This is a genomic window from Kitasatospora sp. NPDC101447, assembly GCF_044767225.1.
Classification (GTDB): Bacteria; Actinomycetota; Actinomycetes; order Streptomycetales; family Streptomycetaceae; genus Kitasatospora.
In genome coordinates, this window is the sequence record NZ_JBIWNL010000012.1 from 1 (window position 1) to 12,808 (window position 12,808).

The 12,808-nt window shown below is 71.6% G+C and carries 12 protein-coding genes and 1 pseudogene; 6 read left to right on the plus strand and 7 right to left on the minus strand.

All coding sequences use genetic code 11. From position 1 onward, the window contains the following. Positions 1-122: pseudogene (locus tag ACIRST_RS18655) on the minus strand (acyl-CoA dehydrogenase); the annotation flags it as partial. A 258-nt stretch (positions 123-380) separates the two neighbouring features. On the opposite strand from ACIRST_RS18655, the gene ACIRST_RS18660 reads away from it, so the two are divergent. From ACIRST_RS18660 to ACIRST_RS18670, 3 genes are all read left to right on the plus strand, one after another. Next, the gene (locus ACIRST_RS18660) at positions 381-1,718 is read left to right on the plus strand and encodes a UDP-glucose dehydrogenase family protein (protein ID WP_402803164.1); all 1,338 of its coding nucleotides are present in this window, start codon (positions 381-383) and stop codon (positions 1,716-1,718) included. 143 nt (positions 1,719-1,861) lie between these two features. Beyond that, the gene (locus ACIRST_RS18665) at positions 1,862-2,326 is read left to right on the plus strand and encodes a hypothetical protein (protein ID WP_402803165.1); all 465 of its coding nucleotides are present in this window, start codon (positions 1,862-1,864) and stop codon (positions 2,324-2,326) included. A 43-nt stretch (positions 2,327-2,369) separates the two neighbouring features. Next, complete coding sequence (locus ACIRST_RS18670) at positions 2,370-2,783, plus strand: CoA-binding protein (RefSeq protein WP_402803166.1); 414 nt, start codon at positions 2,370-2,372, stop codon at positions 2,781-2,783. A gap of 25 nt (positions 2,784-2,808) precedes the next feature. Here ACIRST_RS18670 and ACIRST_RS18675 read toward each other — a convergent pair whose 3' ends face one another. Genes ACIRST_RS18675 through ACIRST_RS18685 form a run of 3 tightly spaced genes read right to left on the minus strand, consistent with a single transcriptional unit; the run spans position 2,809 to position 5,716 of the window. Next, entirely contained in the window at positions 2,809-4,023 is a 1,215-nt protein-coding gene (locus tag ACIRST_RS18675) for a dipeptidase (protein ID WP_402803167.1), read from the minus strand. A gap of 32 nt (positions 4,024-4,055) precedes the next feature. After that, a complete protein-coding gene (gene purE, locus ACIRST_RS18680; protein WP_396551822.1) occupies positions 4,056-4,580 on the minus strand; it encodes a 5-(carboxyamino)imidazole ribonucleotide mutase in 525 nt (174 codons plus the stop codon). Further along, positions 4,577-5,716 (minus strand): 5-(carboxyamino)imidazole ribonucleotide synthase, encoded by a 1,140-nt coding sequence (locus tag ACIRST_RS18685; protein ID WP_402803168.1) that lies wholly within the window; start codon positions 5,714-5,716, stop codon positions 4,577-4,579. The genes purE and ACIRST_RS18685 overlap by 4 nt, the downstream gene beginning before the upstream one ends. Positions 5,717-5,974: 258 nt before the next feature. Between ACIRST_RS18685 and ACIRST_RS18690 the strand changes: the two genes are divergently transcribed. Continuing rightward, positions 5,975-6,535, plus strand: coding sequence for a GtrA family protein (locus tag ACIRST_RS18690; protein WP_402803169.1), 561 nt, complete (start codon positions 5,975-5,977; stop codon positions 6,533-6,535). Between the two features lie 162 nt (positions 6,536-6,697). Further along, the gene (locus tag ACIRST_RS18695; RefSeq protein ID WP_402803170.1) at positions 6,698-7,393 is read left to right on the plus strand and encodes an ester cyclase; all 696 of its coding nucleotides are present in this window, start codon (positions 6,698-6,700) and stop codon (positions 7,391-7,393) included. Positions 7,394-7,441: 48 nt separating this feature from the next. On the opposite strand, the gene ACIRST_RS18700 is transcribed toward ACIRST_RS18695, so the two are convergent. Both ACIRST_RS18700 and ACIRST_RS18705 read right to left on the minus strand, forming a co-directional pair. Then, positions 7,442-8,689 (minus strand): ATP-binding protein, encoded by a 1,248-nt coding sequence (locus tag ACIRST_RS18700; RefSeq protein ID WP_350520046.1) that lies wholly within the window; start codon positions 8,687-8,689, stop codon positions 7,442-7,444. A gap of 63 nt (positions 8,690-8,752) precedes the next feature. Continuing rightward, the gene (locus tag ACIRST_RS18705; RefSeq protein WP_030058577.1) at positions 8,753-9,427 is read right to left on the minus strand and encodes a response regulator transcription factor; all 675 of its coding nucleotides are present in this window, start codon (positions 9,425-9,427) and stop codon (positions 8,753-8,755) included. Positions 9,428-9,756: 329 nt separating this feature from the next. Here ACIRST_RS18705 and ACIRST_RS18710 point away from each other — a divergent pair, with 329 nt between their 5' ends. Then, positions 9,757-11,277, plus strand: coding sequence for an oligopeptide:H+ symporter (locus ACIRST_RS18710; RefSeq protein WP_350520045.1), 1,521 nt, complete (start codon positions 9,757-9,759; stop codon positions 11,275-11,277). Between the two features lie 334 nt (positions 11,278-11,611). Here ACIRST_RS18710 and hutI read toward each other — a convergent pair whose 3' ends face one another. Beyond that, the gene (hutI, locus tag ACIRST_RS18715; RefSeq protein WP_350520044.1) at positions 11,612-12,787 is read right to left on the minus strand and encodes an imidazolonepropionase; all 1,176 of its coding nucleotides are present in this window, start codon (positions 12,785-12,787) and stop codon (positions 11,612-11,614) included. Positions 12,788-12,808: the final 21 nt, after the last annotated feature.

Below are 12,808 nucleotides of genomic sequence, written 5' to 3' on the forward strand. Positions count from 1 at the left end.
ACCTCCGCCGCGAACGGAGCGATCTTCGCCTCAGCCAGCGAACGCACCGCCTCACGGAGCATCTCGTGCTCCTCGGAGACACGGAAGAGATCGAAGTCAGCCGCCCCTGCGCTGCCCGCCATGTGATGCCTGCCTCGTCGTCCAGTGACCGAAGTCCAGTGACCGAAGTCGGATCCGGTCCGCTCGATCCGGTCCGATCGACGTCGAATCCGGGGTTAACTACCGTTCAGTAGAGATCCTAGGGCTCCGACCTGCGGCTGCCTAGCGCCCCGGGCGTGCGGGCGGCCCCTGCACGCCCGGACCGGACGGATAGCATCAGGGGCATCCGTACCGGTCGGATCCGCATCCTGACCGGTCGAGTCCGCCTCCAGGGAGAACCCGTGACCCTCCGCATCTCCGTGATCGGCACCGGCTACCTCGGCGCCACGCATGCCGCCGCCATGGCCGAGTTCGGCTTCGAGGTGCTGGGTCTGGACATCGACCCGGACAAGATCGCCATGCTCACCGCCGGCCGCGTCCCGATGTACGAGCCGGGCCTGTCCGAGCTGCTGCTCAAGCACGTGGCCGGGCACGAGGGTTCGACCGGGCGACTGCGCTTCACGACCTCCGTCGAGGAGGTCGCCGAGTTCGCCGACGTGCACTTCGTCTGCGTCAACACCCCGCAGCGCAAGGGCGAGTTCGCCGCCGACATGTCGTACGTGGACACCGTGATCGACGAGCTGGCGCCGCACCTGACCCGCCCCGCGCTGGTGGTCGGCAAGTCCACCGTGCCGGTCGGCTCGGCGGCCCGGCTGGCCGAGCGGCTGGCCGCCCTGGCGCCGGTCGGCGAGGGCGCCGAGCTCGCCTGGAACCCGGAGTTCCTGCGCGAGGGCTTCGCCGTCCAGGACACCCTGCGGCCGGACCGCATCGTGGTCGGCGCCCAGAGCGAGCGGGCCGAGCGGCTGCTGCGCGAGGTGTACGCCGAGCCGATCGCGGCCGGGGTGCCGTTCCTGGTCACCGACTACGCGACCGCCGAGCTGGTCAAGGCCGCCGCCAACTCCTTCCTGGCCACCAAGATCTCCTTCATCAACGCGATGGCCGAGGTCTGCGAGGCGGCCGGTGCGGACGTCACCCTGCTCTCCACGGCACTCGGCCACGACGAGCGGATCGGCCGCAAGTTCCTCAACTCCGGCCTCGGCTTCGGCGGCGGCTGCCTGCCCAAGGACATCCGCGCGTTCATGGCCCGGGCCGGCGAGCTCGGCGCCGACCAGGCGCTGACCTTCCTGCGCGAGGTCGACTCGATCAACATGCGGCGCCGCTCCCGGATGGTCGAGCTGGCCCGCGAGCAGTGCGGCGGCGGCTTCCTGGGCCGCCGGGTCGCCGTCCTCGGTGCGGCCTTCAAGCCCAACTCGGACGACATCCGGGACTCCCCCGCCCTGAACGTGGCCGCCCAGATCCAGCTCCAGGGCGCCCAGGTCACCGTCTACGACCCGAAGGCCGTGGACAACGCCCGCAAGATGTTCCCCTCGCTCGCGTACGCCGACTCCGCCCTGGAGGCCGCCGAGGGCGCCCACGTCGTCCTCCACCTCACCGAGTGGGCCGAGTTCCGCGAGCTGGACCCGGCCGAGCTGGGCGCGGTGGTCGCCGAGCGCCGCCTCCTCGACGGCCGCAACGTCCTGGACGCCGACGCCTGGCGCGCCGCCGGCTGGACCTACCGCGCCCTGGGCCGCCCCAGCTGATCCCCGCTTCCGGCGCCCGTCCCCGACCCGGGGGCGGGCGCTTCCGTTTGCCCCGAAGCGATGATTTGAACGCGTTCAAGTCATGTGCGAGGATCCGGGTGCACCGGCGGTCGCGCCGGTACGGGGAGACCGGGGGGTTCTTCATGCACGCCGAACGCGTCGAGCGGCACGCCGGACGGCACAGGTGGGTCACCGGGCTGTCGCTCGCCTTCCTGGGCATCGTCCTGATCGCGCCGCTCGCCTTCCTCGGCTTCTGCGCACTCCTGATGACCGAGGGCGGCAAGCCCCACGCGGTCGGCTGCTCGGAGGCGATGGAGTTCGCGGGCGGCTCGATGCCCGCCCAGGCCACCGAGGCCGTCTGCACGGACGACGGGGGCTGGCAGGACCGCGGCTACACCGTGGAGTTCAGGATGCCCCGGGACGAACTGGCCCAGCGGCTGACCGCCGCCTTCCCGCGGGTCCGGCCCGGCACCGACAACGCCTCCGGCCTGAGCTTCGGGAGCGCCGACGCCTCCCGCCCCGACGGGCAGGCCATGTTCGTCCACCTGGACGCCACCTACGAGGCCGGCGGCACCGCCCGCGTCAAGCTCCGCGCCTTCGACACCTGAGCCGGGCCGGAATCCCGCGCCCGCGACCGTCGTTGGTACCGGCATGACGAGCTACGGCGACGACGCGACGGTCCGCGAGATCCTCACCGACACCGGAGACACCTGGGCCGTGGTCGGCCTCTCCACCAACACGGCCAGGGCCGCGTACGGGGTGGCCCGGGTCCTGCAGCGCTACGGCAAGCGCGTCGTGCCGGTGCACCCGAAGGCCGAGACGGTCTTCGGCGAGCAGGGCTACGCCTCGCTCGCCGAGATCCCGTTCCAGGTCGACGTGGTGGACGTGTTCGTGAACAGCGCGCTGGCCGGGGAGGTGGCCGACGAGGCCGTCGCGGTCGGGGCGAAGGCGGTCTGGTTCCAGCTGGGGGTGGTGGACGAGGCCGCGTACGCGCGCACCCGGGAGGCCGGGCTGGCGATGGTGATGGACAAGTGCCCGGCCATCGAGATCCCGCTGCTGGACTAGCAGGCCGGACCAGGGGTTCAGCGGTTCAGGAGCGCTCGCCGTCCAGCTGCGCGATGGTCGCGATGGACGGCCGGCGGCTCGCCCGCAGCGTGGCGGCGACGGACTCGGCGTCGCGCAGCACGCGGACGGCGTTGTGCCAGGTGAGCTTGGCCAGGTCGGCCTCCGACCAGTGCCGGCGCAGGAGTTCGGCGACCAGGTTGGGGTAGCCGGCCACCGAGTCCAAGCCGTCCGGCAGGAAGGCGGTGCCGTCGAAGTCGCCGCCGATGCCGATGTGGTCGATGCCGGCGACCTCGCGCATGTGGTCGAGGTGGTCGGCGACGGTGGCGGGGGTGGCGATCGGGCGCGGGTGCTCGGCCTCGAAGGCGCGCTGGCGCTCCATGGCCGGCGGGGTGGTGTCCAGCGGGTGGAAGCCGTGGGCGCTCATGTTCGCGTCGGCGGCGAGGGTCCACTCGATGGCGGCGGGCAGGATGAACTTGGGCACGAAGGTGGCCATCGCCACGCCGCCGTTGGCGGGCAGCTGGGCGAGCACGTCGTCCGGGATGTTGCGCGGGTGGTCGCAGACCGCGCGGGCGGAGGAGTGCGAGAAGACCACCGGCGCCTCGGTGACCCGCAGGGCGTCCCGCATGGTGTCGGCGGAGACGTGCGAGAGGTCGACCAGCATGCCGAGCCGGTTCATCTCCCGGACGACCTCCTCGCCGAAACGGGTCAGCCCGCCGGCGACCGGCTCGTCGGTCGCGGAGTCGGCCCACGGCACGTTGTCGTTGTGGGTGAGCGTCAGATAGCGCACGCCCAGCTCGTACAGGGCGCGCAGGGTGGCGAGCGAGCAGTCGATGGAGTGGCCGCCCTCGGCGCCCATCAGGGAGGCGATCCGGCCCTCCGCGCGGGCGGCCTCCATGTCGGCGGCGGTACGGGCGAGGCGGAGCCGGTCGGGGTAGCGCTCGACCAGGGCGTGGACGAAGTCGACCTGCTCCAGGGTGGCGCTCACCGCGTGGTCGCCGGCCAGCGAGGCGGGGACGTAGACGGACCAGAACTGCGCGCCGACCCCGCCCTCCGCGAGGCGGGCGAGGTCGGTGTGCAGGCGGTCGCTCTGGTCGGCGGCGAGGTCGAGCGCGCCGAGGTCGTACCCGGCCTGCTCGCGCATCGCCCACGGGAGGTCGTTGTGGCCGTCCACCACGGGGGCGGTGCGCAGCAGGGCGCGGGCGCGGTCCAGCGGGGCGGGGGAGTCCGTCGGAGAAGTCATACGGCCTGTTCTACCCCACCCCACCAGCGGGATTACTTGCCGAAGCCGAAGGAGCCGGAACCGGCCACCTTGGCCCGGAGCTTCTTGCCCTTCTCGGTGGCCTGGCTGTTCAGCTCGGCCTGGAAGTCGGTCATCTTCTCGGCGAGTTCGGCGTCGAAGGCGGCGAGCATCCGCACCGCGAGCAGGCCCGCGTTGCGCGCGCCGGCCACCGAGACGGTCGCCACCGGGACACCGGCGGGCATCTGGACGATCGACAGCAGGCTGTCCATGCCGTCCAGGTAGCGCAGCGGCACCGGCACGCCGATGACCGGCAGCGGGGTGACGGAGGCCAGCATGCCCGGCAGGTGGGCCGCGCCGCCGGCGCCCGCGATGATCGCCTTGAGTCCGCGCTTGTGGGCGTTCTCGCCGTACGCGACCATCTCGCGCGGCATCCGGTGGGCGGAGACGACGTCTACCTCGTACGGGATCTCGAACTCGTCCAGGGCCTGGGCGGCGGCCTCCATGACGGGCCAGTCGGAGTCCGAGCCCATGACGATGCCAACGACTGGAGAGGTCATTCGGTGATCGTTCCTCGCAGGTAGGCGGCCGCGTGGCGGGCGCGCTCGCGGACGTCTTCGAGGTCGTCCCCGAAGACGTTGACGTGACCGACCTTGCGGCCGGGCTTCACGTCCTTCCCGTACATGTGGATCCGCAGCCCGGGGTCGCGGGCCATGCAGTGCAGGAAGGCGTGGTACATGTCCGGGTAGTCGCCGCCGAGGACGTTGACCATGACGGTCCACTTGGCGCGCGGCCGGGGGTCGCCGAGCGGGAGGTCGAGGACGGCCCGCAGGTGGTTCTCGAACTGCGAGGTGACGGCGCCGTCCTGGGTCCAGTGCCCGGAGTTGTGCGGGCGCATGGCCAGCTCGTTGACCAGGATCCGGCCGTCGCGGGTCTGGAACAGCTCGACGGCGAGGTGGCCGGTGATGCCGAGCTCGCCGGCGATCCGCAGGGCGAGCTGCTGGGCCTCGTCGGACAGCGCCGGGTCGAGGTCGGGCGCCGGGGCGGTGACCTCGGCGCAGACGCCGTTCTCCTGGACGCTCTCCACGACCGGGTAGGCGACGGCCTGGCCGCTGGGCGAGCGGACGACGCTGGCGGCCAGCTCGCGGACGAAGTCGACCTTCTCCTCGGCCAGCACGGGGACGCCGGCCAGGAACGGGGCCTGGGCCTCCTGCTCGTCGTCGACGACCCAGACGCCCTTGCCGTCGTAGCCGCCGCGGACGGTCTTCAGGACGACCGGGTAGCCGGAGCCCTCCTCGGCGAACGCGGTGACGTCGGCCGGGTCGGCGACGATCCGGTGCCGGGGGCAGGGCACCCCGATGGAGTCCAGCTTGGCCCGCATCACGCCCTTGTCCTGGGCGTTGACGAGCGCCTCCGGGCCGGGGCGGACGGCGATGCCGTCGGCCTCCAGGGCCCGCAGGTGCTCGGTGGGGACGTGCTCGTGGTCGAAGGTGATCACGTCGCAGCCGGCGGCGAAGCGCCGCAGGGTGCCGAGGTCGCGGTAGTCACCGAGGACGACGTCGGAGACCACCTGTGCGGCGGAGTCCTGGGGCGTGTCGGCGAGGAGTTTGAACCTGACCCCGAGCGGGATGCCCGCCTGGTGTGCCATGCGGGCCAGCTGCCCGCCGCCGATCATGCCCACCACTGGAAAATTCACATTGCCCGGGGAAGTCACTCCGCCAGGATATCCGGGCCGGTGGGGGGTGGTGGAGCCGCCGGTGGGCCTCGGGGAGCGGACGCGCGTAGATGTCAAGTCGGCCCCCTCACGTCTGAGCCGTCCGGTGGAAGCGGGTAGCCTGGACGGCCAGGTCCTGGTCTACGCGGTCCGATCATGTGCGTGCACGCAGGGCTCAAGGGGCGACCGCACCGCTGCGATCAGCCCTTTCGACCCGCAGGCACATGGAGGCAGTCCGGTATGGCGACGACCGCAGCTTCGAACTCCTCGCTCGCGCAGAAACTGCGCGGGCTCCAGGGCGAAGTCGTGAAGTTCGGCATCGTCGGCCTGAGCGGCGTGGTGGTCAACTTCGCCGTCTTCTGGGTCTGCATCAACGGCCTGGGCCTGGCCTCGGTGCGGTCGAACATCGCGGCGACGGTGATCGCGATCGCGACCAACTACCTGGGCTACCGCTACTGGCTGTACCGGGACCGCGACGCCGCCTCCCGCAAGCGGGAGATCACCCTCTTCCTCGTCTACAGCGGCATCGGCATGCTGATCGAGACCGGCGTGCTCGGCTTCTCGGTGTACGTGCTGAAGCTGGACTCGCACTACGAGCAGCTGGGCGCCAAGGTGATCGGCCTCGCGGTGGCCACCGTGTTCCGCTTCGTCTCGTACCGGACCTGGGTGTTCAAGGCCGACCCGGAGCCGGTCGAGCTGCCGGCCCAGCAGCCGGTGGGCACCGCCGACGGCCAGGACCTGGCCGCCCAGGCCGAGCTGATGCTCGCCACCGAGCAGATCCGCTACGCGAAGGCCGAGTAGCCCCCTCCCCGCGTACCACCGCAGCCCCGGCAGGCCGAACCGGCCACCGGGGCTCGCCGTTTCCCGGGCTTGCCGCCTCCGCCACCGCCGGAGGAGAGTGGTTACCGAAGGCGAGCGCGGTCGGCGAACGATCACGGCCGAGGGGGGTCCAGGAGGCTCGCCATGACGTTCGTCCAGATCATCGACTGCAAGACCGACAGGCTCGACGACCTCAACCGGCTGATGGACACCTGGGTCGAGGCGACCAGGGGCCGGCGGACCGCCTCCCACGCGGTGGTGGGCACCGACCGTTCCGACACCAGGCACGTGGTGGAGATCGTGGAGTTCCCCTCCTACGACGAGGCGATGAAGAACTCCCGCCTGCCCGAGACCGACCGGATCTTCCGCGAGATGGTGGCACTCTGCGACATGCCGCCGACCTTCACCGACCTCGACGTGACCCGCGCTCTCGGGTTCGACAAGGCCACCGCGAGCCGGGTCCTGGAGGAGCTGTCCCGCGGCAACCTCGACGTCATCGACGAGTGCATGACCGCCGACTACCGCGACCACGACTACGGCAGCGAGAGCGACGCCGTCGGCCCGGCCGCGTTCCGGGAGCGCTGCAGCGGCTACCTGGGCGCCTTCGACTTCCGCTTCGACACCGAGGGCCAGATCGCCGAGGGCGACGAGGTGGCCACCCGGTGGACCTGGCACGCCACCCAGAAGGCCGACTTCATGGGCGTGCCGAACACCGGCAAGTCGGTGGTCGGCCGCGGCACGACCACCTTCCGCTTCAAGGACGGGAAGATCTGCGAGGGCTGGTGGCAGTGGGACGTGATGGGCCTGATGCGCCAGCTCGGCGTGCTCCCCGGCGCCTGACCCCGTCGGGGCCCGTCGGCACGGGCCGGAGGACGGGCCCGTGGCCCGTCAGTCCTCCTGGCTGCGCCCGAGGAAGAGCGCGAACACCGGGGGCTTCAGCGAGAGCAGTTCGAGCCGCCCGCCGTCCGCCTCCGCGAGGTCGCGGGCGACGGCGAGGCCGATGCCGGTGGAGTTGCGGCCGCTGACCGCGCGCTCGAACACCCGGTTGCCGAGGTCCGGCGGCACCCCGGCGCCCTGGTCCTGCACCTCGACCACCACCGAGGTGCCGGACGGCCGGACCCGCAGGGTGATCGTCCCGGCGCCGTGCATCAGCGAGTTCTCGATCAGGGTGGCCAGCACCTGGGCGACCGTCCCCGGGGTGCCGACGGCGGTGACCCCGTGCAGGCCCTCCAGGGACAGCACCCGGCCAGTCTCGCGGAGCGACGGCCCCCACTCCTCCACCTGCTGCTTGATGACCTCGTCCAGGTCGAAGGCGACGGCGGTGGGGCTGCGCGGGTCGCGCTGGGTGGTGAGCAGCCGCTGGACGACGTCGGTGAGCCGCTCGACCTGCTGGAGGGCGATGGTCGCCTCCTCCTTGACCGTCTCCGGGTCCTCGGCGAGGGCGATGATCTCCTCCAGCCGCATGGAGAGCGCGGTGAGCGGGGTGCGCAGCTGGTGCGAGGCGTCGGCGGCGAGCCGGCGCTCGGCGGTGAGCATCCGGGCGATCCGCTCGGCGCTGGTGTCCAGCACCTCGGCGACCCGGTCGAGTTCGGGCACCCCGTAGCGGCGGTCGCGCGGGCGCGGGTCACCGGAGCCGAGCCGTTCGGCGGTCTCGGCGAGGTCGGTGAGCGGCCGGGCGAGCCGCTTGGCCTGCCAGACCGCGAGCGCCACGGCGGCCTGGACGGCCAGCAGGGCGACCACGCCGAGCAGCAGCAGGTTGTTGGCGATCTCGTGGTCGACGTCCGCGCGGGACTGCTCGACGGTGACGGTCTCGCCGCTGTTGCCGCGCTCGACGGCCTTCAGCAGGTGGTCGCCGGCCGGGCGCTGACCGGCCGAGAGGACCGGCTGGCCGGGGACCTGCACCTCGACGTAGCTGCCCTCGGTGACCTGGCTCTCGAAGGCCCGCTCGTTGGTGACCGACTCACCCGCCGCGATCCGGCTCTCGACCAGGGCGAGCACCCGGACGGCGGCGGCGTCGACCCGGTCCTGGGCCGAGTTGACGATGGTGCGCTTCTCCACCAGGGCGAGCGGCACGCAGAACACCACGACCACCACCAGGACGACGCCCAGCAGCGAGTTGATCATCCGGCGTTTCACGCTGCCGCTCCCCGAGGTGTTCCGCTTCACCGGCCGTGGCCCGGTCCTGGTCTCCGTACGGGGCTAATTCTTCTCGAACCGGAACCCCACCCCGCGCACGGTGGCGATGTAGCGGGGGTTCGCCGCATCGTCGCCGAGCTTCTTGCGGAGCCAGGAGATGTGCATGTCCAGGGTCTTGGTCGAGGTCCACCAGGTGGTGTCCCAGACCTGCCGCATGATCTCCTCGCGGGTGACCACCCGGCCGGCGTCCCGGACCAGGACGCGCAGCAGCTCGAACTCCTTGGCGGAGAGGGTGAGCTCCTCGTCGCCGAGCCAGGCGCGGTGCGACTCGATGTCGATCTTCACCCCGTGCGCGCCGGTGGTGAGCTGGTCGACGTTGCCGCGCCGGAGCAGCGCCCGGACGCGGGCCAGCAGTTCGGCCAGGCGGAAGGGCTTGGTGACGTAGTCGTCGGCGCCGGCGTCCAGGCCGACCACGGTGTCCACCTCGTCGGCGCGGGCGGTGAGCACCAGGACGGGGCAGCTCTTGCCGTCGGCGCGCAGTCGGCGGCAGACCTCAAGGCCGTCCATCTCGGGCAGCCCGAGGTCGAGGACGACGAGGTCGACCTCCTCGGTGAGGCCGGCGGCCAGTGCGGTCGGACCGTCCTCGCGGACGAGCACCTCATAGCCCTCGCGTCGCAGGGCCCGGGCGAGCGGTTCGGAGATCGCCGGATCGTCCTCGGCGAGCAGCACACAGGTCATGTGGTGATGGTAGTCCGCCGGGGTATGCCCGGACGCCCTGTGAGGTAGTTCACAGAGCGTGATCGTTATACAAGCATTCAAGTGATCTCAACAGGGCGTTGCAGTCCGCCGGTTCAGTGCAGATTCCCCTTCTCGATCTTGAATCCGAAGGGAGAGAACCCCATCTACCATGGATCGATCGGGGAGATCCGTTGATCCCTTTGCCATCGGCATACCTAATCCATGCCTTTTGTCATCTGATAGAGCCAAATATCGCCACGTAGAGTGGTTTCGTCCACGTCCGCCGCCACCCCCCTAGGCGGACGCTGTCAGGCAAGGAACCACTACACATGGCGTCTACCACCCGGGTTGCCGACCTCGCGTCGACCTCCCCCAGCGGCAAGACCTTCCTCGGGCACCCCCGAGGCCTCGCCACGCTGTTCATGACCGAGATGTGGGAGCGCTTCTCCTACTACGGCATGCGCGCCCTGCTCATCTACTACCTGGTCTCCGGCGGTGCCGACGCGGCAGCCGGCAGCCAGGGCGGCGGCCTCGCCATGAAGGCGACGATGGCGACGGCGATCTACTCCGTCTACGTCTCCATGGTCTACCTCATGGCCTACCCCGGCGGCTGGTTCGGCGACCGGGTCTGGGGTGCCCGCAAGACCGTCACCGTCGCCGGTTTCGTGATCATGGCCGGCCACCTCGCGCTGGCCGTCCCGGGCCAGGCGGCGTTCTTCGCCGGCCTGCTCCTGGTCGCGGTCGGCTCCGGGCTGCTGAAGGCCAACATCTCCACGATGGTCGGCCACCTGTACAACGGCCCCGAGGACCCGCGCCGCGACGGTGGCTTCACCGTCTTCTACATGAGCATCAACCTCGGTGCCTTCGCCGCCCCGTTCATCATCGGAACGGTCGGCAAGGAGTACAACTGGCACCTGGGCTTCGCCCTGGCCGCCGTCGGCATGGGCCTCGGCCTGCTGCAGTTCCTGCTGGGCACCCGCCACCTGAGCCCCAAGAGCAGCCTGGTCCCGAACCCGCTCATGCCCGCCGAGCGCAAGAGCCTGCTGCTGAAGGCCGGTGCGACCGTCCTCGCGATCGCCGTCTTCTACGGCGCCGTCGTCGCCCTGGGCGTCTACACGCTGAACTGGGCCCTGGTGCCGCTGACCATCGCCGGTCTGCTCATCCCGGTCGTCGTCCTGACCCGCATAAAGCGCGACAAGGACCTGAGCACCGGCGAGCAGTCCAAGATGTCCGCGTACATCTGGTTCTTCGCCGCGGCCGCCATCTTCTGGATGATCTACGACCAGGGCGGCTCGACGCTCTCCCTGTTCGCCGACAAGAACACCGCGGACACCCTGCTCGGCTTCGGCTTCTCGGCCACCTGGTACCAGTCGCTGAACCCGCTGTTCGTGATGGCGCTCGCGCCGGTCTTCGCCTGGCTGTGGCTGTGGCTGTCCCGCCGGAACAAGGAGCCCAACACCATCGTGAAGTTCGCGATGGGCCTGGTCCTGATCGGTGCCTCGTTCTTCATCTTCATCGTCCCGATGAACATGGCGGGCGACGGCAAGGTCTCCCCGATGTGGCTCGTCTCGATCTACATGATCCAGACCATCGGCGAGCTGTGCCTCTCCCCGGTCGGCCTCTCGGTCACCACCAAGATGGCGCCGCAGAAGTACGCCTCCCAGATGATGGGCGTCTGGTTCCTCGCCGTCACCGCCGGTGACTGCACCACCAGCCTGCTCTCGCTGGCCGGCGTCAACCTGGACGGCACCGGGATCATCGCGCTGCAGGCAGCGCTCGCGACCCTGGCCGGCGTCGCGGTCTACATGGGCCGCAAGCGCGTCCAGGCGCTCATGGGCGGCGTCCACTGACGCCCGCCTGACCGGCCCACCGCTTCCGGGGCCGCCGTGGATTCCTGAGATCCACGGCGGCCCCGGTCGTTTTTCCGCCCACGGTGCACGGCGCCCGGTACGGCGGCGGGCCCACGGCACCCGGTACGGCGGCGGGCCCACGGCACCCGGTAGGGCGGCGGGGACCGGAGAACAGCGGGCCGCGAACAGACCTCGGAGGAGAGGAACGGGCCCCCGCGAACGGCGAGGGCCCGGGAACGACGAAAGGCCCCCGCGAACGGCGGGGGCCCGGGAACGACAGGAGGCCCCCGCGCCCGCCACCCCGGGGGCGCGGGGGCCTCCCGCAGACCGTCGGTCAGACCTCGCGGACGCCCGCTCGCCAGACCGCGGCCGTCAGCGGCACGCCCGGCCGGTAGGCCAGGTGGACGTGCGAGGGTGCGTCGAGCAGCAGCAGGTCGGCGCGGGCGCCGGGCGCGACCACGCCGACGTCGGTGCGCCGCAGCGCCTGGGCGCCGCCCACGGTGGCCGCCCGGACCGCCTCGTCCGGCGTCATCCCCATCTCCCGCACCGCCACCGCGATGCAGAACGCCATCGAGCTCGTGAAGCTGGAGCCCGGGTTGCAGTCGGTGGACAGCGCCACGACCGCCCCCGCGTCCAGCAGCCGGCGCCCGCTCGGGTACTCGGCCCGGGTGGAGAACTCCGCCCCCGGCAGCAGGGTCGCGACCGTCCCCGAGCCGGCCAGCGCCGCCACGTCCTCGTCCGTCAGGTGGGTGCAGTGGTCCGCCGAGGCGGCCCCCAGCTCGACGGCGAGCTGCACGCCGGGCCCGTACGAGAGCTGGTTGGCGTGGACCCGGGGGGTGAGGCCGCGCTCGATGCCGGCGGTCAGGATCGCCCGCGCCTGGTCGCCGTCGAAGGCGCCCTTCTCGCAGAACACGTCCACCCAGCGGGCGTGCGGGGCGCAGGCGTCCAGCATCTCGCCGGTGACCAGGTCGACGTACCCGGCCGGGTCCTCGGCGTACTCGGGCGCCACCACGTGCGCGCCGAGGTAGGTGGTCTCCGGGGTGTGCCGGGAGGCGATCCGCAGCGCCCGGGCCTCGTCCGCCACCGTCAGCCCGTAGCCGGACTTGCACTCGATGGTGGTGGTGCCCTGGCGCAGCGCCTCCCGGACGAACCGGTCGAGGTTGGCCTCCAGTTCGGCGTCGCTCGCGGCGCGGGTGGCCGCCACGGTGGTGCGGATCCCGCCTGCCGTGTACGCCTGCCCGGACATCCGGGCGTTGAACTCGGCGGTGCGGTCGCCGGCGAACACCAGGTGGGCGTGCGAGTCGACGAAGCCGGGCAGCAGGGCCCGGCCCTCGGCGTCGAAGCGCTCGTCCGCGGCCGGGGCCTGTGCCGCCGGGCCGACCCAGGCGACGGTGGCGCCGTCCAGCACCACGGCCGCGTCGGCCAGCAGGCCGAGCGGCCCGCTGCCCTGTCCGGGGTCGTTGGTGACCAGGCTGCCGATGCCCGTGATCAAGGTGGTCCTGGTGCTCAAGACAAGGCCTTCCGGAGGGAG